Source organism: Brevibacillus sp. HB1.4B, assembly GCF_013284285.1.
Lineage (GTDB): Bacteria > Bacillota > Bacilli > Brevibacillales > Brevibacillaceae > Brevibacillus > Brevibacillus porteri.
Window position 1 is genome coordinate 316,707 of record NZ_JABSUT010000005.1, and the last position, 21,570, is coordinate 338,276.

Sequence of the window (21,570 nt, forward strand, 5' to 3'; positions counted from 1 at the left end):
CTTATCATAGTGGATGAAGAAGATTCCCAAGTTGAGGGGTGTTGTTATGGTACGAAAATGGCAGTTGCCGTTACAGACGTTAAGTCTTACGGTCGGTTTCATGGTATGGGTCATTCTGTCATCGCTCATGCCTTTTATCAAAGAAACCGTACCCATGAGTGCAAGCGAGGTGGCGTGGGTGACAGCGATTCCAGTCTTGCTTGGATCGTTGCTGAGAATCCCCGTAGGATATTGGAGTAACCGATTTGGCGCGAGAATATTATTTAGCATAAGCTTTCTCTTGCTGCTGGCTCCTGTTTTTTATATTAGCCAGGCGACCACTTATACAGATTTGTTAATCGGCGGGCTATTTTTGGGGATAGGTGGAGCGGTGTTTTCCGTTGGTGTCACGTCTCTCCCTAAATACTATCCGAAAGAGAAGCATGGTTCTATAAACGGAATCTACGGTATGGGGAATATTGGTACAGCGATAACCACTTTTGCAGCGCCAGTTCTGGCTAAATCGTTTGGATGGGCAAGTACTGTACAGATGTTTCTATTATTGCTTGCGGGATTCGCTGTACTTACCTTCTTGATGGGGGATAAAAATGAACCGAAGGTAGTGACGCCTCTTGGTCAGCAGATCAAGAGTGTCTACAAAAACGAAAAGCTATGGTTAATCAGTTTGTTCTACTTTATTACATTTGGTTGCTTCGTCGCTTTCACCGTGTATCTCCCGAATTTTTTAGTGAGCCATTTCCAATTGGATAAAGTAGATGCAGGTATGAGAACTGCAGGGTTCATTCTTTTGGCGACACTGGCGAGACCATTGGGAGGATGGCTAGGTGATAGGTGGAACCCCTTCAAGGCATTGATGATTGTGTTTGCCGGGCTCGCCTTGTCTGGTATTGTCTTATCGTTTTCGCCATCGATTTTAATGTATACGGTAGGGTGCTTGTTGGTAGCGATATGTGCCGGAATTGGTAACGGTGCTGTGTTCAAATTAGTGCCGATGTATTTCTCACGACAAGCGGGGATTGTAAATGGGATCGTATCTGCCATGGGGGGATTAGGAGGATTTTTCCCGCCGTTGATCTTAACGCTGCTGTTTAATCTGACGGGGCATTACGCGATCGGTTTCATGGCTTTATCGCAGTTTGCACTGGCAAGCTTGGTCTTGGTGATGTGGATGTTTTATCAAGAAAAGCTGCAGCTCGCCGCCACCATTATGGAAAAGACGGGAGAGGCGATACTGATTACCGATACACACGGAGTCATAAAAAGTGCGAACTATGCTTTTACGAAAGTGACCGGTTATGAGATGAATGAGGTGATTGGCAAGTCACCCAATATTTTAAAATCAGGCAGACAGGGTGCCGACTTCTATCAAAAGATGTGGGACTCGATCAAGAAGAATGGCTATTGGCAAGGAGAGATCTGGAATCGCCGGAAGAATGGGGATCAGTATCTCCAATGGTTAACGATCAGCGCGATTCTGGACGATGCAGGAGATGTTGAGTACTATGCGGGCATGTTCAGCGAGCTTGCGGAGCAAAGACATGGATAAAGAAGCTTGAATCACTTATGAAAAAAAGTCTTGGACGGACAAGTCCAGGACTTTTTTCGTGTAGATATGTATGTAGAGTTTGCTCACATTTGGCAAATATCAGGAGGGCAGTCATCACAAAAAATGGCTTCTTTTAAATAGGCAAGGTCTTTAATCAAGATAAACCCCTGAGGAAGCAGATCAATGGTGTCCTGTTTTTTCAGATCGGAAAGCATCCGGTTGACACTTTCTCGTGTCAGGCCAATGAATTGTGCCAAATCACGATTGGTAAGGGAAAGGTCGATGAGGATTCCTTCGGGGTGTGGCTTGCCGTACGTGTTACTCATGCGGATTAGCGTTGAATACAAGGCGCCGATTTTGCCATTGAGTAGCAAATCCCGAAATTTAGACTGCATCCGTCTGTTCATCAATCCCATCCAACGCAGGAAGTCTACGCAAAATTGACCGTTTTTGATGAGCATTTTTTCCAACCCTTGTCGCGGGATGATCCATATCTCACCCTCCATCAACATGGTGCCTGTGGAGGTGTACGTCAATTCCTGTTCGAAGAGCCCGGAGACGCCGACTAGCTCTCCTGCACCAAATACTTGCAGCGTCAGTTCTTTTCCATCGTTCGTGTTTTTTGTGAGCTTAATTTGGCCCGACGAAATTAAGAATAGCTGATCGGCTCTTTCACCATCCAAAAATAGAACGGCTCCGGGAACGAAATTTTTCCTAACAGAAAACGTTTCAAGGCTATTCACAAAATCGGAAGAAATCTGCTGTACAAACGTTGTGCCATTTCCGGTCATGTGGTCCCTCCTACAGCAAGGATACAAAGGTAACTCATTATATCATCCGAAATTGATGGTTTGGGAAGAGGAAATCGTCCTGATTGTGGCAGGGGTGTGAGGTAAATCACAACCTGGGTTACGAGTCATTGCTACAATGACCTCAAGCGAAAGGAAAAAATGAGCAGCAGCAGGGAGGGTGTTGTATGAACTATCTATTTGCTTCCAAGGTGGCGAAGCGTGCTTTTATCATCATTGCTTGCTTGTTCGTCCTAAGTTACGTGGGAACACGTTTTTTCACTCATATTGATCTGGCGCTTTACGGCTATATGGTGGGGACTCTTGTCTTTATTGGTGGCTTCCTATACCGATTTTCTGCGTGGGCAGATCGCCCGCCAACGAATGTCATTTTGAAAAAGGGGTTACGACTTCTCTTTCGTAAAAGCACGGCGAATACAACGGTAGATCATCTGGCCATCTATCGCTTTATTTGGAATCGGGGATGGTACCGCTGGACTCAGCACATTTTGCTGGGATGGGGATGCATCTTGGCCGCGTTTGTCACCTTTCCGTTAGTTTTTGGCTGGATGTATTTCACGATGACGGACAACGGCTACTATCAGGTCGTGTTCATGGGTGTGGATATTCTGACAGTACAAGCAGATGGCTGGATTGCTTTTCTCTTTTACAACGCGTTGAACATTACTGCTTTTATGGTCATCGGTGGAGCAGTCATGGCATTGTATCGCAGATTCAAGAACATGCAAGCACGGGCTGAACAATCCTTTGTCTACGACTTTTTACCTTTATACCTGCTACTGTTTATCAGTGTGACAGGCTTGATGTTAACTGCAAGCAACATGTTCTTAGGGGGCTTTGGGCACCCGGTTATATCCGTCACACATCAATTCGCAGTGATTGTGACCTTGATTTATCTGCCATTCGGAAAACTGGCTCACATACCGTTCCGCCCGATGAGTGTGTTTGCACGCAATTATCGCGAACACTATGGCGAGCAGGAAATGAAAAAGTGCAAAGTGTGCAGCAATGAGTTTGTTTCTGCGGAACAGTCGGCAGATGTGATCAATGTACTGGGTAAAAACGAAATGGCTTTTCAAATGGAAGAAGGATTCCACTTGGCTGAACTTTGCTTGCCGTGCCGCAGAAAATACCGGATGTTCCGTTTCACAGGAGTTCCTACGCACGAGATCAATGCCAGGGAGGCAAATCAACATGCCAAAGGATAAATTTTTTAAAGTGATTGAAAATAAGATACATCCAAACGAGAAATTGGTCAGCACGCACTGCTGCTACTGCGGTATGCAATGCGGGATGAACCTGCGTGTAGATACAACGACGAACAAGATTATCGGCGTGGAGCCACGGTACGATTTCCCTGTCAATCTGGGTAAGATGTGCCCAAAAGGGGTGACGGCTTATCAGCAGGTGAACCATCCAGATCGGATACAGCGGCCGTTGATTCGAACAGATGCATCATTAAAAGGCACGGCGGAAGGATTTCGGGAAGCGTCCTGGGAGGAAGCACTTGACTTGATCGTTTCCAGGTTCAAGGAATTGCAACACAACTATGGCAAAGATACCTTGTCTGTTTACTCTGGCGTTTCCATGACGAACGAAAAATGTTACCTCACAGGTAAGTTTGCACGGGTCGCCTTGCAAACCCGCTATATTGACTACAATGGCCGCTTCTGTATGTCCTCCGCTGCGGCAGGATTGAATCGAAGCTTGGGGATTGATCGCGGTTCTACCGTTCCCTGGACGGATATTCATCAAACAGACTGCTTGTTTTTGGCCGGTTCAAACGCGGCAGAGTGTCATCCAACCAGCATGTTCCGTATTTGGGAAGTACAAAATCGAGGCGGTTATCTGATCGTAGCCGATCCACGGGAAACGCCTTTGGCACGTCGAGCTGATATCCACCTGGATCTGCGGCCCGGTACAGATTTGGCACTGGCAAACGGAATCGTTCATCTCCTGATCAAGAATGGGCATATGGATGAAGACTTTATTCGAAATCATACGAATGGTTTTGAAGAAACAAAAGAAGTGGTTGCTACCTTCACACCGGAGTATGTCAGCGAAATAACAGGGGTTTCGGTGGAGAAGATTGTGCGGGCTGCCGACATTTTCGGGAGGGCACCCGATGCGATTGTGATGTTTTGCCGTGGTGTGGAACAGCAGTCGAAAGGGACGGACAACGTATCGGCCTATACGAACATGTCGCTCGTCACAGGCAAGATAGGACGTCCAAAATCAGGTGTTGCAACCCTTACTGGTCAAGGAAACGGTCAGGGGGGGCGGGAACACGGGCAAAAAGCCGATCAATTGCCTGGCTACCGCAAGCTCGATAATCCTGAACATGTGCGTGAAATAGCATGTGCCTGGGGCATTTCCCCGGAAGAGATGCCGCAGAAAGGTGTCTCTGCCTATGAGATGTTCCAGCTGATGAAGGATAAAACGATACGCAGCTTATACTTACTCTGCTCCAACCCGGTTGTGAGTGCGCCAAATCTAAACCATGTTCGAGAGTCCCTGAAAAGTCTGGACTTTATGGTTTGCTGCGATTTTTACTTGTCCGAATCAGCTGAATACGCCGATGTCGTTCTTCCTGTTACGACTTGGGCAGAAGACGATGGAACGACTACCAATCTCGAAGGTCGCATCATTCGTCATCGTCAGGCACAGGAATGGTTCGAAGAATCCAAACCTGACTGGTGGATTCAGATAGAAATCGCCAAAAGAATGGGGCGCGGACAATTCTTTACTCACTTGAAGTCTCCCGAGGATATTTTCAATGAAATACGTCAGGTCTCCAAAGGCGGAATAGCTGACTACTACGGGGTCACCTACGAGAAAATTGATCAAAACAATGGTGTTTTCTGGCCGTGCCGCGAGGAGGGTGACGAGGGACAGCCCCATTTATTCCTGGATAAAAAATTTTATCACCCAGATGGCAAAGCCAAAATATGTGCGCTGCCTTACCGTCCGCCAGCGGAGGAGCCGGATGAAGAATATCCTTTGCGGTTAACGACGGGACGAGTTGTGTTCCACTATTTGTCCGGGAACCAGACAAGACGAATCCCGTTTTTGAAGGACATGTATCCTGATCCTCTGCTAGAGGTTCACCCAAAAACAGCGACACGTTACGGTATTGAACACGATGAGATGGTTACTCTGAAAACGAGAAGAGGCGAGGCGCAGTACCGCGTGAAAGTTATCGAGGCGATTCGAGAGGATACGGTGTTTGTTCCTTATCATTGGGGAAAAGCGCAGTCTATCAATCTGCTGACCAATCCGGCATTGGACCCTTACAGCAAAATGCCTGAATTTAAAGCGTGCGCCGCGAAAATCATCAAGCACAAGCATGGAGGAGTTCGCCATGGGTAAACAAGTCTTATACATCGAAATGGACAATTGCATCGGTTGTCGAAGCTGCTTGGCGGCATGTACACAGTGTGGAGGTCACGACAACCGAAACCGAAACTACGTACTGGATGTGGACCCGTTTATCAACAGACAAACGATTCCTCTCATGTGCTTCCATTGTGTTAATCCTGCTTGTGCCCGCAGCTGTCCTGCTCAGGCGATTCAAATCGCAGATAATGGGGCCGTATTGTCAGCTTTGGTAGAGAAATGCATCGGTTGCCAAAATTGTACGATTGCCTGCCCCTATGGAATTCCCAAATTTGATGAAGAACAGAATCTCATGTACAAGTGCGATCTATGCTACGACCGTACGAAAGAGGGAATCCCGCCGATGTGCGCTTCGGTTTGCCCGACAAACACCTTGCAGTGGATTGAGGAAGCAGAGCTGGGAGAAAAACGGGCACAGATTCCTTTGGCCAATGGCAAATGGACTGCCAGCCACGACCCGGATGTGCTGGAAGGCGAAACCAATGTGAAAATTAGCCTGCCTGGCATTCTGCAGGGCAAACAGAAGCTATTCTAGAGGGGAGAAATACCTTATGGAGAACGAGAAAACCCGCCCCATTCCGTTGAAGGATGACAATTATACACATAACATCAATCGTTCCAATGAGCGTAGTCTGGATCGACGGAGTTTTATGAAAACAATGGTAGGAGCAGCCGGGCTTTTCGCGGCATCTACTCTACCATGGGGGGCATTAGCTGCCAAGGAGCTGATGAGTTCATCCAGCGAGTCGTATCCCACACAAAAAATCGCGAATCTCAGCGATATAAAACCCGGAGATGCGATCGAGTTTGCTTATCCAGGAGAGCATGATAGCGCGTTGTTCGTATATGTGAAGGAAAAGGAATACAAGGCGTACCAAAATGCATGTACCCACCTGCGTTGTCCGGTATTTTGGGACCGAGATGAGAAAGAGCTGCTATGTCCTTGTCATCATGGGAAATTTGATATCGCCACAGGTAATCCGCTCGCTGGTCCCCCAAGAAGACCACTTCCGGAAATTGTGCTTCAAGAGAAAGATGGAGCCGTATACGCTGTAGGGGTGAAGAGATATGAAGAGCAGCTATAGAGGTGTCATCCTATTAGCATTGATCTTGTTCGCCAGCATTGCTTGCACCCAGTACACAGTCAATATGTATTTTGCACAGCGATATATGGAGGTGCTATTGCTCAGCGGTGCAACGGTAGTGTTGTTCCCACTGGCATGGATGGTATTTAGAAAAGACCAGCGAGATCGAAGAGAACAAGGGAAATAATCTGGGGAAGGGAGTGTGATCAGTGACCATGAATCCTAGTAAGAGAACGATTGCTGAGCTTCACCAAGAGCTGCCTGCCTTGGTGGATAAAAAGATGGGGATACTCATTCAAGATTTGGCGGATAATGCCGAACCACACAGTCCGGCTCTCTTGGAAAGGCAGTTGGCAAAATGGGAGATCACGGAGGATGAGGAGCATCTGCGACTCTATTTTAATCCTTGCCAGTTTGTGGCGATTCCCATCCAGAATGGACCGGTTGTTTTTTCGCAAGAGGATGACTGTATTCAAATGGTTGCTAGGGACAATCGGGGACAGCTAGCGTATTGCATTTCTTTTGGTAACTAACTCCCACTAGTAGATGGAGGGATTGTAATGGGACCACCGCCTATAGGATGTATGGGGATGATGCAGGAGTTTGAAGGGAGAAGGAAGCTGTGTCCAGCTCTGGAAAAATTGAAAGAGGAGCACCTATCATTAGCTGAGCAGATGAATGAGCTCGTACATCTAGCAAATAACCTGAAAACTACAGCAGAAACTACTAGAAGAAAAAAAGGCTTAACAGAGCTTCATGAGCTGGCGTCCTCGTTTCGGGCCGAACTGGAGAAACACTCCAGACGCGAGGAGGAAGACCTGTATCCCCTGATGGCTAACTATATCGAACGGGAGATGGGACCGATTGCTGCCATGGAGGAAGAGCATGATCTTATTCATGAAAGCCTGATGTCCTTCATGCGAATCGTAGAAAAGGAAAAGTCTGAACCTGTTGAAGTAGAAGCTGTCCACACTCATTTGCTGAAGTCAGTAGAAATACTCTTGGAGCATTTCTTTAAAGAAGAGAGTGTGCTGTTCCCGATGGCAGAATACGTATTGAGTGACGCAGAGAAAGAGCAGTTACGAGTACTGTTTCAAGAGTAAAAATCATGGCGCCCTCCTACTGAAAAAGTAGGGGGGTGATTTTGTTTTCCAATCATATTCTTTCGAGGGAAAATGTGCATGTTTCTACTGTCATTTGTCGGTTTCAATCGGATAAAACCAATCATTAACTAGTAGGGAATAAATAGAGGAGGGGGTGTTCAAAGTGCCGATTATAAAACCTTATCTAACCTCATTGAGATTTACGTCCACGATGAGTGCTGGAACTGGTACTGGTGCTGCGTTTGCTATTGCTGCAACTGCATTTACCACTGACACTGGCGTTGCTGCGACAGCATTTCCTAGTACGTTTGCTTTTTACAATCTCTACGTCAATGGAGTGCTTCAGGCAGGTAATACTTCCACAATCACAACGACAGCGATCACGATTCCAGATGGAAATGCCGAAAACGGTGGTACACCCATAGTTGTAGAATTTGTCGTTAACTAAGGTGAATAGGTTGGTGGCCCCAGGTGGATGAAATGTGCCTGGGGTTCACTCATGTGTGTAAATCGGAGTGAACGGTCGAAGCACTTCGAGAAAGGACGAGTGATTTCATGAGGCGCAATGTCACACAGTCATACACAGTGAGGAGACAGTGTCTGCAAATCGTCGCGCCATTAGGTTGTCCCGGGATTTTTCCAGTAAAACCCTCCCCAACGTGTCCTCCCTGTCCTCCATGTCCATGTACGCCTGGTTTAATACGAACAGAAACCTATCAGTATACGGCCATTTCAGATGGAGCCAAAAACATGTATACCAACAGTGATGCTGTCATGCCATTCAGTACTTCCGGCATTCTGGACCCGAATGAAGTTTCTGTTGTGAATCTATTCATCAATGGAATGTTACAGCCTCCCAATTTATATGTTGTCCAGCCGGGAGTTTTGATTCTGAGTGACATTCCTGTACAAGGAGTTCCTCTAATTCTTCAGTTCATTAAGATGATTGTTTCATAAATGGTTGCTTCCATAATGGGAAAAGGTCATGTCATACATACATGTCATTTTCCTTGATCGGCTCGACAGACTGGGGAGGTTTGATGGCGTACACGGCGCACGCGGTGAAGGGTAGGCGAATATCATGGCGATATCGACTGAATCCGTACAGGAGGTATTTTTCATGTATCCGAGATACCCATATTACAGTTACAAAACTACTTGCGAAGAGACTCCCCTCACGTTTCCGCCGCAGCATCAGGATCGACAACCGGGGATGGAATACTTGATGGTCCCGCGACCGATTTTCGATAATCCTGACTATATCGGAAGCGGAAAGCTTCGGGGAAAGGTAGCGATCATAACTGGTGGAGACAGTGGGATTGGCCGTGCTGTAGCCGTTGCGTTTGCGAAGGAGGGGGCAGCTGTAGCGATTCCTTATTTGGATGAGCACATTGACGCCGAGGAGACCAAGCAAGTCGTTGAATATTACGGAGGGCAATGTTTGCTGCTGCCGGGAGACTTGCGCGACGAGGTTTGGTGTCGGGAGGTTGTACGCCAAGCGGTTGCCTGTTTCGGCAAATTGGATGTGCTTGTCTTGAATCAAGGTGTACAGTTTCCACAATCTAGCATCCTCGATATAAGCCGCGAGCAACTGGAAGACACGTTTCGCACCAACCTTTTCCCCCTTTTTTACATCACACAAGAGGCGTTGCCGCATTTGCAGCCAGGCAGTTCCATCATTAGTACAGCATCGGTTACTGCCTATGCTGGTCATCCGCAATTGGTTGATTATTCAGCAACCAAAGGGGCTATCGTCTCCTTTACCCGCTCGCTGTCCCTTCAATTGGTCAAGCAAGGTATCAGGGTGAATGCAGTTGCTCCCGGTCCAATCTGGACGCCGCTGCAAGTATCCAGCTATTCCGCAGAGTACATCACGACTTTGGGTGTCGACACACCGATGCGTCGCGCAGGGCAGCCGTTTGAGCTCGCTCCGACCTATGTTTACCTGGCCTCGGATGATTCGGGATATGTCACGGGCCAGGTATTGCATGTTAATGGTGGAACGATGACAGAGACATAGTGGTGAATCAAAAGTCTCTCGTCTTCGATTTGGCTGGCAAGATCGCTTGCTCTCCTTTTTCATACAAAGCAAGTAGCGTATGGACAAAGCTCAATCTCGGCACAATCATATAGACGGCCAAGGCAGACCCAATGCTGATCAGGGCACCCACGATGACATCTGCAGGATAATGAACGCCTACCAAAATGCGAGAGAGGCCGACACAAGCAGCAAGTAGCATCCAGAGTGGCCCCGTTGTCTTTTTAAAAAGCCAGTAGGTCATGCAAAAGGAAAAAAACAGGATCGTATGGTCGCTGGGAAACGAATTGTCGACCGCTTTTTGTACCAATTGATTGACGTCAGCAAGCTCTGCGAATGGCTGATTATTCGCATGAAAGCTTCCGGCTACTTTCCCGAATAGCTCGGCGATGACAAACGTAAACGTCGCACAAACGACCATGATGCGATTCTCATGTTTTCTCGTAAACCAATACATCAAAGCGCTCAACGCCAGAATAAACACCGTATATTCTGCTACGTAAAAAGCTACAGGATTGAGAGCTGGATACTCTTTTCCTAAGTCATTAATCAAGCGAAAGTAGTGAATGTTGATTTCCATGCCATTCATTTTTAGTGATCCTCCTTTACATATAACAGGAGAATCGTAATCGATAGGAGAGAAATGGGAAATTGATTTACCTTACAAAATATTACGGGGTTGTAAGGTTGGTTTCATAGCATCAAAAAAGAGACGGCAGAACCGTCTCTTTTTAATTGGATGAAAGGTCCCTCTTATTTTTTTTGTCTTCTAATTCTGCTTTGGGGTAGATATCTTTTTGGATAGCCTTTAATTTGCCGACACGATCCATGGTCACGTTGATGTAATGATCCGGAGAAGTGTAAATCACGAGAATCTGTGTCTTGTTATCCTGGACAGTAGAGGAGAGGATCTGTGAGAACTTGTATTTTTCTGCTTGCTTTCCAAACAAAAGTTTGAGGTGCTCCTTGCCTTTTTTGATCGCTTCCTCATCACCTATTCCTTTCGAAGAGGAGAGTCCGTTTTGAAGGTCGATGCGGATCAGCTCTCCTGTACTTGCGTTTACATGGACAACTCCGAAGTCTGGGGTAGTACCCTCTGGTGTGCTCGACAAGATCACTTCCAGACGTTCGATAGGACCAGAAGTGGTGACGACATTCTCTTTTACGATAGAGGCGATGTGATAATTCTTCAGGTCAGGGATGACTTCTTTGACGTGATTCAGAGTCGCTTTTGCTTTTTGATTCAGATCTTTTATGGAAAGCTCTTCTAACTTGCTCGCAGTTACAGTTGCTTTCGCTTTGTGGGAAGAGGCTGCTGCGGCTTCGCTTGACAGAATAGGTGTGTTTGGCAAAAGGAGTGCCGCTATCAGGGTGAATGCTAGTGTCTTACGCTTAGTCAATTTGATCATCCCCATTATTTTTCAATTGGGTGTACATGGATTAATACGGAAAGGGATTCGTATAAGTAACTGTAAAAATTGTGAAATATTTATAACAGGACGAACATAGGGAGAACGTGTCGAAAAATAGTTTTGAAATTTTATTTCAAATCTGACAATTCATATTGATATTTTATTTCAAGTGTCTATAATACAAAATATGTAATGAATTACCAAAGTCACACTTGAATGTAAGCGCTTAACAAATTCGTGGACTAAAGGGGTGGTATCGTGTTGAATGGCGGGTTGCTGCGCATCCGCGAATCGTTGAACAATATCAAGCGTTCTGAACAAAACGCAGCGCATTACATTTTAGCCAATCCGGATGAGGTGATTCGTCTTTCCATCAAGGAACTCGCGGAAAGAAGCGAATCCAGCACAGCTGCCATCATACGCATGTGCAAAAGTATCGGTGTAGATGGTTTTCAGGAGTTGAAAATCAGAATAGCGGGTGATCTGCAATCGTCTACCGGGCAGGATGAATACAAAGAGATTCTTCCCGATGCTGATAGGTACACCTTGATTGAATCGGTTTCGCTCAACAACATCCTCTCCTTGCGGGAAACGATCAAAATTTTGGATGCAGAAGCAGTGGAGCAGGCGATTGGTGAGCTGTTCCGAGCCACTCGGATTGACTTTTACGGAGTGGGTGCTTCGCAATTGGTTGCCCAGGATGCCCAACATAAATTTTTGCGCATTAATAAAATGTGCACGGCCCATTCAGATTCCCACTTGCAGCTTACTTCGGCAGTCACCTTGACGGCTGGTGATGTGGCAGTCGGCATCTCGAATTCGGGGGAAACCGCGCAGATCATAACCACGATGAAACAAGCCCGAAAATCGGGTGCTGTGACCATTGGCATTACCAAATACGGTACAAACTCCTTGGCGGAATGCGTGGATATTCACTTAACCACGTTTTCAACAGAAGCGGATGAACGCAGTGCCGCCACTTCCTCACGAATCGCACAACTCAATGTGATCGACATCTTGTTTAGAGGTGTTGCTGCCAAAAATTACGATGTCTCTGCTGCGTACTTGCGCCAGACGCGTAAAGCTGTTCGGGAGCAATACAAATAAGCAAATCCTCCTTAGCATACACAAAATCCTGCCTTTATCCTTTTATCCTTATCAGTAAAGTACGTTAGGCGTTTGGAAATATCGTTAGCTATGCAAGCTTTTTACTTATTGCAATCGGGGAGGTTTTCCATGAAAAAGAGAAGGTTTCTCTCAGTACTCGGTTTGATTGGCTTAACCGCAGCATTGCTTATTTCTGGATGTAGCAGCCAGTCCTCCACACAGCAGGGGGACAAAGTCGAATTGTATATGGGCTACAGCTCTGATCCACCTACGAAGAAAAAGATGGAAGAAATTATTGCAAAATTCGAACAATCACATCCTCATATCAAAATCAAAACGATGACGGCTCCTTATGATGACTTCTATCAAAAGCTGACGACTCAGATCGCGGCCGGGAATGCGCCTGATCTTTGGCAGAGCGACGGGACAAAAGTATTTGGTTACGCCCAACGCGGCGCGATTCTCGACATCACCGACTACGTCACGAAAAAAATCAACAAAGAGGAGCTCAACGGTCTGGAGTTCAACAAAGACTCAGATGGGAAGTATTGGGGTGTGCCGCAGGGCATCCAAGTGGGAGCCCTTTTCTACAACAAGGATTTGTTCGACAAAGCGGGCGTATCATACCCTACGGCTGACTGGACCTGGGATGATTTGAAGGCGGCTTCCGTCAAGCTGACCCTCGATGCCAACGGGAAACATGCAGACGATCCTGCTTTTGACAAAAAATCAGTGAAGCAGTACGGCTTCGCGTTTTTCGGTAGCTCACGCGGTGCGTTTAACATCTTGAAAGCGTATGGTGGCGGGGTATTGGACCCGACGTTGAAAAAATCGATTATCAACAGCCCGGAGAACAAAAAAGCGGTCGAGTGGATGGTCGACGGCATGCAGCGCAAGCTATTCCCGAATCCGGCTGATTTGAAGGCGTTCCAGAGCAACTTCAAAGCGTTTTTGAGCGGGGCTGTAGCGATGCAAATCGATATTTACGCAGCAACAACCTCGATGAATGGTGCAGGGTTGAATTATGATGTCGCTCCCATGCCAAAAGGACCGGACGGCAAACGCTTCGCACCTGTAATTGCTAACTCATGGGTCATCAATAAAAAAGCAGAGGAGCAGAAGGTCAAGGCCGCTAAAGAATGGATCACCTACTGGACGACATCTGATGAAGCACAAAAAGAGTGGACAGAAGTAGGGGAAGCCATTCCGGTGAAAAAATCAGTGGCGAATTCCGAAATGTTCCTAAACCCAGCCACGAAGCCAGAAAACAAAAAAGTCTTCCTCGATACCTTGGAGTTCGCGGGCACGATTGATACCAACGCTGTCTTTACTGAGTGGGTGAAGGTGTTCACGGATAATCTGGCGGAGCTGTTCATGGATAAGTACGGAACGGATGAATTCATCACGAAAACAGACGAAGGCATTCAAAAAGTTCTGGATGACTTCTTCAAGAAGCAGTAGTCATCAATCAGTGAGGATGTGTGCCAACCATGCTAGAGCTGCAAACCAAGCAACAGGCGAAGCCTGCTGTGAAAAAGAGAAAATGGTTGGATAGCGAGGGGAGATGGGGACTGCTCCTGGTCTCCCCTTATCTCATCCACTTTCTCGTATTCGTCGTGGGAACATCGGTCGCGTCATTGTACTTCAGCTTTTCGGACTACGATATTTTAAATCCGCCCAAATGGACTGGCTTGGACAACTATGCAAAGCTGTTTGAAGACCCGCTGTTTTATCGCGCGTTATGGAATACGGTCTATTTTACGATCCTGTACGTTCCAGCCAAAACGTTTTTGGCGTTGTTGTTAGCAGTCGCCCTGAATCAAAAGCTAAAGGGTCTGAAATTTTTCAGGATGGTTCACTTTTTGCCGGTTATCTCCTCATGGACGGTGATCGCGTATGTAGCGGATGCGGTGTTTAACCAGCGGATCGGTTTTGCCAATGCTTTTCTGTCTAAACTTGGGCTAGCCCCGCAAAACTGGCTGATTGATGAATTCTGGGTCATCCCGGTCTTGGTTCTCATCGCCATTTGGAAGTCAGTCGGCTACATGATGATTATTTTTCTCGCTGGGCTGCAAGGAATTTCTTCTGACATGTATGAGGCAGCCTCGATTGATGGAGCAAACGCCTGGCAAAAGTTTTGGCGGGTGACAGTCCCGATGATTTCCGGCACGACGTTTCTGGTCGTCATCTTGAATACGATTTACTCCTTTCAAAACTTCGAGCAGATTTTTGTTATGACCGGGGGCTCTACGGAGGCAGGCTCGACAGGTGGTGCGAACAACGCCAGCCTCGTCCTGATGCTGTTCATGTTCCGCCAAGCATTCAGCTTTTTCAAAATGGGCTATGCTTCTGCCATTGCGTGGGTATTGTTCCTTATCCTGCTTGCCATTACGCTCATCCAATTCAAGCTGCAAAAGAAATGGGTTCATTATGATTAAAAGGCAAGGAGGTAGCCATGCAAAAGCGTTTTCCTCTAAATAAAATCGTTGGATACCTGTTTGTCATAGCGAGTGCGTTGATTATGCTGGTTCCGTTTTTAACGACTGTGTTTAACTCGCTGAAAACTTACAAGCAGTACATGCAATTTCCGCCAGAATGGCTGCCCAATCCAACACAGTGGAGCAACTATACAACCGTGTGGGAACAGGCGAATTTTAGCAGCTATACGATCAACAGTCTGATTGTCGCGATTCTTTCGGTGATCGGAGCCTTATTGTCCAGCTCAATGATTGCCTTTGCTTTTGCCAGGCTGCGCTTTCCTTTCCGCGACACGCTGTTCATGATCGTGCTGGGAACGATGATGATCCCGGGGATCGTCACGATCGTCCCGCAGTTTATTATCTTTAAAAATTTGGGACTGCTCGACACGTTGGCTCCGCTTTGGATATTGGAGTGGCTCGGACAGCCGTTTGCCATTTTTTTAATGAGGCAAGCATTTTTGAACATCCCGAAAGATTACGAGGAAGCGGCAAAGCTGGATGGTTGCAATCCGTTCCAGATTTATTGGCGGGTGTTTTTGCCGATGTGCAAGCCTTCCTTGGCCACACTGGCGGTCTTTACGTTTATGGGGAAGTGGAATGAGATTTTGGCGCCCGTCATTTACCTCATTTCGGATGAGAACTTTACGCTGCCGATCGGAATTTTGTCTTTGAGCGGTCAGTACAAGACAGAGGATCAGCTGCTGGTAGCAGGGGCTTTGATCAGCTTGATCCCGATTTTGATCGTGTTTTTGTTTGCGGAGAAATATTTTGTGGAAGGCTCCAAAACTTCTGGATTGAAATAGGGCGTAAAGGAGGCTAGCATCCGATGCAATACGTACCTTGGGACGATCTATATGCGGACGCTCTGTGCGAGCTGTGGAATCAGGAGTTGGGTGATCGCTTTCCCATGCGGCCTGGGCTCATGCGGCAAAACAGCTTCGAGGATCAGAATGTAGTCAAAGCCGGGTCGTGGATTGCGATAGATGCTGTGACGCAGCGTCCCGTCGGTTTTGTCGTGGCCAAATGCTGGCAGGAAAAGCTCGACATTCAGTTGGGGAAAGGCATTGGTTGGATACAGGTGTTACTCGTGTCTACAGCACATCGCGGGCAGGGGGTCGGACGTGAATTGCTGGCAAGGGCAGAAAATGCGTTGCGAGAGCAAGGCGTGGAAAAGGTTTTGCTGGGGCGCGATCCATATCATTATTTCCCGGGCATACCCGATGAATCAGCGGACATAAAAGCGTGGTTTGAGAGGCAAGGGTATCACTCGGAGGATCGATTGGAGAACGATCTGTTATGCCAGTATCTCGAACCAGCGGAGCTAGAATTACCAGAGGTACCAGATGGCCACTTTCGACTGTTGACGAGGGCGGACCAAGATGCCTTTTTGGCCTTCTTGCATCGATGCTTTCCTGGACGATGGGAGTATGAAGCCATTCACTATTTCCAGCGGGGAGGAACCGGACGCGAATTCGTCGTGGTGGAGCTGCACGGTGAGATCGTCGGTTTTTGCCGGATCAATGATGCCGACTCTCCGTTTATTGCCCAAAACGTATACTGGGCACCTTTGTTTGCGGATGGGCTGGGCGGTATCGGTCCATTGGGCGTGGATGCGGAGTATAGAGGACGAGGCTTGGGACTGGCGATTGTGGAGGCAGGCATTGTAGCTTTGCGGAACCGGGGTATCCCAAACATTGTCATTGATTGGACGACGCTGGTCGACTTCTATGGGAGGCTCGGGTATCACAGCTGGAAGCAGTATGCGAAGTACGGCAAAGCATTCTCTTAACAAGAGCAAAGAGGTAGGGAGGGGGATTCCATGCAAGCCGAACATATGACAGTGGAACAGAAGGTCGGGCAACTGCTGATGATCGGTTACCCTACGTTGGATATTCCTGAAGAAATGGAAGTGTGGATCAAACAAAAACAGATTGGTAACGTGATTCTTTTTAGCCGCAATATCGGGACACCGGAGGAGACCTATCAACGGGTACAGAAACACCAGAGCTGGGCGTATGAGTCTGGGCATCCCTATCCACTGTTGATCGGGACCGATCAGGAAAATGGCGTGGTCTCCCGTCTGCAAAAAGGGGCGACGCGCTTTCCCGGAGCGATGGCTTTGGGTGCCACAGGCAATCTCGATCAAGCCAAGCGTATCTACCAGGCAACAGGTGAGGAGCTGCGTGCAGCAGGGATTTCAGTCAATTTCGCCCCGACGGTCGATGTGAACAACAATGCGGACAATCCGGTCATTGGGGTGCGGTCTTTTGGAGAAGCACCAGAGCAGGTGGCGCGGTTTGGTGAGGCCGCCATTCAAGGCTTGCTTACGAGTGGTGTCATTCCCGCTATCAAGCACTTCCCCGGTCATGGTGATACGAGCATCGATTCTCATGAAGCTGTTCCTGTGCTCGAACATGATCGGACGCGACTGGATCAGGTTGAGTTGGTCCCATTCCAACGCAGTATCGCGGCAGGAGTCCCCATGGTGATGGTTGGACATATCAGTTTGCCGAGAATGGATGAGTCGGGTTCTCCTGCTACGTATTCCAAGGAGATTGTGACGGGAGTATTGCGTGAGTCGCTCGGATTTGATGGGGTCGCAATAACGGATTGTATGGAAATGGCGGCCATTGCAGGTACCATCGGGGTTCCAGAAGCGGCGGTGCGTTGTGTGCAGGCTGGGATCGATCTTGTTCTGGTTTCCCATACGCATGAAGTTCAGCAAAAAGTGTATGAACGACTCGTTGCGGCCATTCATTCGGGGGAACTATCAGATGAGAGGGTCAACGAAGCTGTAAATCGCGTGCTTCAATTAAAGAAACGATTTCTTTCCTGGGAGCATTGCTTGGGAAAAACAGGCCCTTCCTTTGATCGTGTCCAACATGCAGACATAGCGAGAAGTGCGCTCGCGCAAGCCATAACCTTGGTGAAAAATGAGCATCAACTGCTTCCTTTACAGAGAAGCACACAACCGCTCGGGGTGATTTTTCCGGGGATTACGAACCTTACGTTGGCAGAGGATGGGCAAGCAGCTTCTGGTGATTTGGTCGCACCATTGAGAAAATATCGTGAAGTTGAATACCATATGATGTCGACGCTCAACCCGACAGTGGATGAAGGGGAGATGGTGGCGAATGTGATGTCGGCCATGGAGCAAATCGTTGTTTTTACGTACAATGCCCATATTTTTAAAGGCCAATCGCTGCTGGTGAACCGGCTCGTTCAACAGGGGAAAAAGGTCGTGGCTGTCGCCCTGCGAAACCCGTATGATCTCTTGGTAATGCCCGAGGTCGATGCGTATCTCGCCGTTTACGACCATACGAACCAAGCGATAGAGCTTGTGGCAGACATTTTGTTCGGGGAACGAAAGGCCGCTGGACATCTTCCGGTCAGTCTGTTTCCGTCGGAGAAAAAGCAGCATGATGTGGGGTAGAAAGAGAAGATGAGTGTAGATGGGTGGGAGGTAACTGGATGAAGTTTCGCCTGCGTGACTTAACGACAGAAACAAGAAATCGGAATACGGAAGAGCTGGATAAATTCTCTACGATGGAAATTGTCCAGATTATGAATGAAGAGGATAAAACAGTTGCGTTTGCCGTTGAAAAGGAGCTGGCTTCGATTGCAGCGGCCGTTGACTTGATCGCAGAATGTCTGGAAAACGGTGGAAGACTCTTTTATTTTGGAGCTGGAACAAGTGGGAGATTGGGCTTGCTCGATGCTGCTGAATGCCCGCCAACCTTTGGGACGGACCCCGCATTGGTGCAGGGCATCATAGCAGGCGGGGAAAAAGCTATCGTCAGGGCAGTCGAAGGAGCCGAAGACGTGGAGCAGAACGGCAGAGAAGATGTGATCGCCTATGGCATAAAGGCAGGAGATGCCGTGGTGGGCATTGCAGCGAGTGGTCGGACACCCTATGTCATTGGAGCATTGGCGGAGGCAAGAAGGCAGCATGCGAAAATCATTTCGTTGTCCTGCAACCAGGTGGCGCAGATCAGTCAAGGTGTGGATGTAGCGATTAATGTGGTAGTAGGGCCAGAGGTGGTAACCGGATCGACCCGCTTAAAAGCAGCGACGGCACAGAAGATGGTTCTCAATATGATTACGACCGGATGCATGGTGCGGTTGGGGAAAGTGTACAAAAATTTGATGGTCAATGTGCAGGTAACCAATGAGAAACTGAAGGAACGGGCAAAACAAATCGTGGCAGAAGCGACCAATGTCTCCACCGATGAGGCGGACGGACTGTTGCATAAGGCAGACGGTGACGCAAAACTGGCGATCGTGATGCAAAAGACCGGATTGCCAGCAGAGGACGCAAGCCGTTTGCTCACGCAGTACAAGGGGAATATTCGACGGATTTTAGAAAGGAATCACAATCAGGAATGATCAGCCTAATCCTTTTGGATGAGGCTTTTTTTGTCTTGGTACGACATAACTGGTAATGAAAATCACTTGTATGATCCATAAAATGTTCATTTGAATATTGTCGGAAAAGAGGATATGATTACATTAATTATTAGATTATAATTTTTATAATTTAAATGGACAGAGGTGATACGTATGAAAAAGGGTGATTTTCATCATCTTGATCATGTGAAAGAACAGCAAACATCGAAGAGAACATTGTGGATCACGCTCCTATTGACGTTGTTTTTTACGATCGTGGAGGTTGTGGGAGGCTTGATGTCCAATTCACTCGCGCTCCTGTCCGACTCCGCCCATATGATTTCTGACGTCTTTGCTTTAGGGTTGAGTATGACCGCTATTTATATGGCGACACGTAAGCCGAATAAGAAGTACACGTTCGGATTTCTCCGTTTTGAAATTATTGCTTCGTTCTTGAATGGCTTGGCTCTTGCCGTGATTTCGATCGGGATTGTGATTGAAGGGATCAAGCGGATGATCAATCCGCAAGACGTTGATTTGCAGTTGATGCTGACCATCGCATCCATCGGTTTGGTTGTAAACATCGTGCTGACCATCGTACTTTCCCGCAGTATGAAGGAAGAAGACAATCTCAATGTAAAAAGCGCACTATGGCACTTTATTGGAGATTTGCTCAGCTCCGTCGGTGTGATTACGTCGGCGATTCTCATTTACATGACGGGCTACTACTTGTTCGACCCATTGATCAGCTTAGTGATTGGTGGAATTATTTTTACAGGTGGTGCCAAAATCATTCGTGAGTCGCTGCTCGTGTTGATGGAATCTGTTCCAGAGCAGTTTGATCTCGAGCAAATCCGTCAGGACCTCAGTGAGGTAGAGGGCGTGGAGGATGTTCATGAGCTGCACCTGTGGGCGGTATCCACGGAACATTACTCCCTGACAGCGCATGTGTTCGTCCGTGAAGGCATCCAGCCGTATTGTGTCATTCTGGCGATCAATCACATTTTGCAAACGAAGTACGGAATTGACCATTCGACGATTCAGATCGAGCACCCGACGATTCTGGATCACGGGGAATATGGCAAGCAGTTTTTGCTTCAGCAAGCATAAAAGACCATGAGAAAAAGGCTAGTCTCCAAGGAAGCTCAGGAGACAGCTTTTTTTATTTCCTTCGCCTCAATGAAACTGAACACATAGGGTGAACGTCTAACTAGAAAGGAAGGAGGTTTTATTATGAAAATCACAAACAAATTGCCACAGTATCTTGAAAATGTACATGTCGAGTTGATAAAAAATGAATGGGTTCCCCTGAAAGAACCACAGAGCTTGGGCAGGGCAACTCTTTTATCGATTCCTTTCATGCTGATTAATGCATTCATTGCCTATGGGATCATCTATATTTTTTCGCCAATAACCTTTCAGGAATTGGGACTGACATCCGGCTCTTTTTCCATATCCATCGACTTACGTGCGATTTTGTTTCTACTCGGATTGGTTATTTTTCATGAATGCTTGCATTTGATTTTTATCCCTAATTTCATGAGATCAGAAAAAACATGGATGGGGCTTACCTTGTTTGGAGGGTTTGTCGCAACGGAAGAAAAGATTCCAAAATCAAGATACATACTGATTACCATCGCCCCATTCATTATCCTGTCGGTTATGTTGCCATTTCTTCTAGGTTTTTTTGGACTGTTCACTACCATGTTGAAATTTTTGATTTTGATAAACGCTATCGCTTCATCAGTCGATATGTTGAATCTATTCCTGGTGATGAAGCAAGTTCCGAAACAGGCGATCTTGATCAGTAACGGACAGAAGACGTATTGGAAAGCGCTCGGAAACGATTAAAGCCAAAGAAGAAGCAACGAACAAATAAGCATAAATACCGCATTTAGCGCCATGACGGGCTTATGTTTTGCCCGGAAAAGATGGGCATGGATAGCCCCAAGCATGAGGATGGTGAACAAGGTGCAAGCGAGTGTTAATACTCCAGGAAACCAAAAGGAGCTAATCACACCGATGACTCCGACCAGCTCAAGTGAGGCAATCACGTTCATGAACCAAAGTGGGTACCCATATTCCTTCCAGTGTAGGAGCATAGAGCTTGCGCGTAAAAACTTCAGTAACACAGAGATGGAAAACATCAAAGCCAACATCAGTGAAAGAATCATGATGAATGTGTTCAACCGTTTACACTCCTTCGGT

At 47.2% G+C, this 21,570-nt stretch carries 24 protein-coding genes; 20 read left to right on the forward strand and 4 right to left on the reverse strand.

Annotated elements, in window-relative coordinates:
- Window positions 1-46 precede the first annotated feature (46 nt).
- Window positions 47-1,546, forward strand: coding sequence for a nitrate/nitrite transporter (locus HP398_RS14910; RefSeq protein ID WP_173622968.1), 1,500 nt, complete (start codon window positions 47-49; stop codon window positions 1,544-1,546).
- An 83-nt stretch (window positions 1,547-1,629) separates the two neighbouring features.
- Here the strand turns inward: HP398_RS14910 and HP398_RS14915 are convergent, their stop codons facing one another.
- Entirely contained in the window at window positions 1,630-2,337 is a 708-nt protein-coding gene (locus HP398_RS14915; protein ID WP_017251308.1) for a Crp/Fnr family transcriptional regulator, read from the reverse strand.
- A gap of 185 nt (window positions 2,338-2,522) precedes the next feature.
- Here HP398_RS14915 and HP398_RS14920 point away from each other — a divergent pair, with 185 nt between their 5' ends.
- From HP398_RS14920 to HP398_RS14965, 10 genes are all read left to right on the forward strand, one after another.
- Entirely contained in the window at window positions 2,523-3,563 is a 1,041-nt protein-coding gene (locus HP398_RS14920) for a hypothetical protein (RefSeq protein ID WP_173622969.1), read from the forward strand.
- A complete protein-coding gene (locus HP398_RS14925; protein WP_173622970.1) occupies window positions 3,550-5,724 on the forward strand; it encodes a molybdopterin oxidoreductase family protein in 2,175 nt (724 codons plus the stop codon). The genes HP398_RS14920 and HP398_RS14925 overlap by 14 nt, the downstream gene beginning before the upstream one ends.
- Window positions 5,717-6,286, forward strand: a complete 570-nt coding sequence (locus HP398_RS14930; protein ID WP_173622971.1) for a 4Fe-4S dicluster domain-containing protein — start codon at window positions 5,717-5,719, stop codon at window positions 6,284-6,286. Before HP398_RS14925 ends, HP398_RS14930 begins: the two co-directional genes overlap by 8 nt.
- Window positions 6,287-6,302: 16 nt before the next feature.
- Window positions 6,303-6,836 (forward strand): Rieske (2Fe-2S) protein, encoded by a 534-nt coding sequence (locus HP398_RS14935; protein ID WP_173622972.1) that lies wholly within the window; start codon window positions 6,303-6,305, stop codon window positions 6,834-6,836.
- Window positions 6,820-7,023 (forward strand): hypothetical protein, encoded by a 204-nt coding sequence (locus tag HP398_RS14940; protein WP_173622973.1) that lies wholly within the window; start codon window positions 6,820-6,822, stop codon window positions 7,021-7,023. The genes HP398_RS14935 and HP398_RS14940 overlap by 17 nt, the downstream gene beginning before the upstream one ends.
- Window positions 7,024-7,051: 28 nt before the next feature.
- Window positions 7,052-7,369 (forward strand): hypothetical protein, encoded by a 318-nt coding sequence (locus HP398_RS14945; protein ID WP_173623068.1) that lies wholly within the window; start codon window positions 7,052-7,054, stop codon window positions 7,367-7,369.
- A 57-nt stretch (window positions 7,370-7,426) separates the two neighbouring features.
- Window positions 7,427-7,939 carry a hemerythrin domain-containing protein gene (locus tag HP398_RS14950; RefSeq protein WP_254476118.1) on the forward strand — a complete coding sequence of 171 codons (513 nt, stop codon included), beginning with the start codon at window positions 7,427-7,429 and terminating at the stop codon, window positions 7,937-7,939.
- A gap of 163 nt (window positions 7,940-8,102) precedes the next feature.
- Window positions 8,103-8,387: a DUF4183 domain-containing protein gene (locus HP398_RS14955; protein WP_173622975.1), complete on the forward strand. Its 285-nt coding sequence runs from the start codon at window positions 8,103-8,105 to the stop codon at window positions 8,385-8,387.
- A 107-nt stretch (window positions 8,388-8,494) separates the two neighbouring features.
- On the forward strand, window positions 8,495-8,896 hold the full coding sequence (locus HP398_RS31185) for a DUF4183 domain-containing protein (RefSeq protein WP_017251300.1): 402 nt from the start codon (window positions 8,495-8,497) through the stop codon (window positions 8,894-8,896).
- A 163-nt stretch (window positions 8,897-9,059) separates the two neighbouring features.
- On the forward strand, window positions 9,060-9,959 hold the full coding sequence (locus HP398_RS14965; RefSeq protein ID WP_017251299.1) for an SDR family oxidoreductase: 900 nt from the start codon (window positions 9,060-9,062) through the stop codon (window positions 9,957-9,959).
- Between the two features lie 7 nt (window positions 9,960-9,966).
- Here the strand turns inward: HP398_RS14965 and HP398_RS14970 are convergent, their stop codons facing one another.
- Together HP398_RS14970 and HP398_RS14975 are read right to left on the reverse strand one after the other, a co-directional pair.
- Window positions 9,967-10,566: an undecaprenyl-diphosphatase gene (locus HP398_RS14970; protein ID WP_017251298.1), complete on the reverse strand. Its 600-nt coding sequence runs from the start codon at window positions 10,564-10,566 to the stop codon at window positions 9,967-9,969.
- Between the two features lie 142 nt (window positions 10,567-10,708).
- Window positions 10,709-11,386 (reverse strand): hypothetical protein, encoded by a 678-nt coding sequence (locus HP398_RS14975; protein ID WP_254476120.1) that lies wholly within the window; start codon window positions 11,384-11,386, stop codon window positions 10,709-10,711.
- 264 nt (window positions 11,387-11,650) lie between these two features.
- Here HP398_RS14975 and HP398_RS14980 point away from each other — a divergent pair, with 264 nt between their 5' ends.
- The 9 genes from HP398_RS14980 (at window position 11,651) to HP398_RS15020 (ending at window position 21,213) form a co-directional block, all read left to right on the forward strand.
- Entirely contained in the window at window positions 11,651-12,496 is an 846-nt protein-coding gene (locus tag HP398_RS14980) for a MurR/RpiR family transcriptional regulator (protein WP_173623070.1), read from the forward strand.
- A 129-nt stretch (window positions 12,497-12,625) separates the two neighbouring features.
- On the forward strand, window positions 12,626-13,957 hold the full coding sequence (locus HP398_RS14985; protein WP_173622976.1) for an ABC transporter substrate-binding protein: 1,332 nt from the start codon (window positions 12,626-12,628) through the stop codon (window positions 13,955-13,957).
- Between the two features lie 29 nt (window positions 13,958-13,986).
- Complete coding sequence (locus tag HP398_RS14990) at window positions 13,987-14,934, forward strand: carbohydrate ABC transporter permease (RefSeq protein ID WP_017251294.1); 948 nt, start codon at window positions 13,987-13,989, stop codon at window positions 14,932-14,934.
- Between the two features lie 17 nt (window positions 14,935-14,951).
- Window positions 14,952-15,779 (forward strand): carbohydrate ABC transporter permease, encoded by an 828-nt coding sequence (locus tag HP398_RS14995; protein WP_015892945.1) that lies wholly within the window; start codon window positions 14,952-14,954, stop codon window positions 15,777-15,779.
- A 23-nt stretch (window positions 15,780-15,802) separates the two neighbouring features.
- Entirely contained in the window at window positions 15,803-16,765 is a 963-nt protein-coding gene (locus tag HP398_RS15000) for a GNAT family N-acetyltransferase (RefSeq protein ID WP_173622977.1), read from the forward strand.
- Between the two features lie 30 nt (window positions 16,766-16,795).
- Window positions 16,796-18,409 carry a glycoside hydrolase family 3 protein gene (locus HP398_RS15005; protein ID WP_173622978.1) on the forward strand — a complete coding sequence of 538 codons (1,614 nt, stop codon included), beginning with the start codon at window positions 16,796-16,798 and terminating at the stop codon, window positions 18,407-18,409.
- A gap of 38 nt (window positions 18,410-18,447) precedes the next feature.
- The gene (murQ, locus tag HP398_RS15010; RefSeq protein WP_173622979.1) at window positions 18,448-19,362 is read left to right on the forward strand and encodes an N-acetylmuramic acid 6-phosphate etherase; all 915 of its coding nucleotides are present in this window, start codon (window positions 18,448-18,450) and stop codon (window positions 19,360-19,362) included.
- Window positions 19,363-19,536: 174 nt separating this feature from the next.
- Entirely contained in the window at window positions 19,537-20,472 is a 936-nt protein-coding gene (locus HP398_RS15015) for a cation diffusion facilitator family transporter (protein ID WP_069848577.1), read from the forward strand.
- 123 nt (window positions 20,473-20,595) lie between these two features.
- Complete coding sequence (locus HP398_RS15020; protein ID WP_017251289.1) at window positions 20,596-21,213, forward strand: DUF3267 domain-containing protein; 618 nt, start codon at window positions 20,596-20,598, stop codon at window positions 21,211-21,213.
- On the opposite strand, the gene HP398_RS15025 is transcribed toward HP398_RS15020, so the two are convergent.
- Window positions 21,210-21,551 (reverse strand): DoxX family protein, encoded by a 342-nt coding sequence (locus HP398_RS15025; protein ID WP_173622980.1) that lies wholly within the window; start codon window positions 21,549-21,551, stop codon window positions 21,210-21,212. The genes HP398_RS15020 and HP398_RS15025 overlap by 4 nt on opposite strands.
- Between the last annotated feature and the right edge of the window lie 19 nt (window positions 21,552-21,570).

Excerpts from the sequence above, each read along its gene's own strand:
- HP398_RS14910 (WP_173622968.1), top strand. The coding sequence starts at position 47 with ATGGTACGAAAATGGCAGTTGCCGTTACAGACGTTAAGTCTTACGGTC.
- HP398_RS14995 (WP_015892945.1), top strand. The coding sequence starts at position 14,952 with ATGCAAAAGCGTTTTCCTCTAAATAAAATCGTTGGATACCTGTTTGTC.
- murQ (WP_173622979.1), top strand. The coding sequence starts at position 18,448 with ATGAAGTTTCGCCTGCGTGACTTAACGACAGAAACAAGAAATCGGAAT.
- HP398_RS14920 (WP_173622969.1), top strand. The coding sequence starts at position 2,523 with ATGAACTATCTATTTGCTTCCAAGGTGGCGAAGCGTGCTTTTATCATC.
- HP398_RS14950 (WP_254476118.1), top strand. The coding sequence starts at position 7,427 with ATGATGCAGGAGTTTGAAGGGAGAAGGAAGCTGTGTCCAGCTCTGGAA.
- HP398_RS14940 (WP_173622973.1), top strand. The coding sequence starts at position 6,820 with ATGAAGAGCAGCTATAGAGGTGTCATCCTATTAGCATTGATCTTGTTC.
- HP398_RS14985 (WP_173622976.1), top strand. The coding sequence starts at position 12,626 with ATGAAAAAGAGAAGGTTTCTCTCAGTACTCGGTTTGATTGGCTTAACC.
- HP398_RS14990 (WP_017251294.1), top strand. The coding sequence starts at position 13,987 with ATGCTAGAGCTGCAAACCAAGCAACAGGCGAAGCCTGCTGTGAAAAAG.
- HP398_RS14935 (WP_173622972.1), top strand. The coding sequence starts at position 6,303 with ATGGAGAACGAGAAAACCCGCCCCATTCCGTTGAAGGATGACAATTAT.
- HP398_RS14930 (WP_173622971.1), top strand. The coding sequence starts at position 5,717 with ATGGGTAAACAAGTCTTATACATCGAAATGGACAATTGCATCGGTTGT.
- HP398_RS15015 (WP_069848577.1), top strand. The coding sequence starts at position 19,537 with ATGAAAAAGGGTGATTTTCATCATCTTGATCATGTGAAAGAACAGCAA.
- HP398_RS14915 (WP_017251308.1), bottom strand. The coding sequence starts at position 2,337 with ATGACCGGAAATGGCACAACGTTTGTACAGCAGATTTCTTCCGATTTT.
- HP398_RS15005 (WP_173622978.1), top strand. The coding sequence starts at position 16,796 with ATGCAAGCCGAACATATGACAGTGGAACAGAAGGTCGGGCAACTGCTG.
- HP398_RS14925 (WP_173622970.1), top strand. The coding sequence starts at position 3,550 with ATGCCAAAGGATAAATTTTTTAAAGTGATTGAAAATAAGATACATCCA.
- HP398_RS31185 (WP_017251300.1), top strand. The coding sequence starts at position 8,495 with ATGAGGCGCAATGTCACACAGTCATACACAGTGAGGAGACAGTGTCTG.
- HP398_RS15020 (WP_017251289.1), top strand. The coding sequence starts at position 20,596 with ATGAAAATCACAAACAAATTGCCACAGTATCTTGAAAATGTACATGTC.
- HP398_RS15000 (WP_173622977.1), top strand. The coding sequence starts at position 15,803 with ATGCAATACGTACCTTGGGACGATCTATATGCGGACGCTCTGTGCGAG.
- HP398_RS14945 (WP_173623068.1), top strand. The coding sequence starts at position 7,052 with ATGAATCCTAGTAAGAGAACGATTGCTGAGCTTCACCAAGAGCTGCCT.
- HP398_RS14975 (WP_254476120.1), bottom strand. The coding sequence starts at position 11,386 with ATGATCAAATTGACTAAGCGTAAGACACTAGCATTCACCCTGATAGCG.
- HP398_RS14970 (WP_017251298.1), bottom strand. The coding sequence starts at position 10,566 with ATGAATGGCATGGAAATCAACATTCACTACTTTCGCTTGATTAATGAC.
- HP398_RS14965 (WP_017251299.1), top strand. The coding sequence starts at position 9,060 with ATGTATCCGAGATACCCATATTACAGTTACAAAACTACTTGCGAAGAG.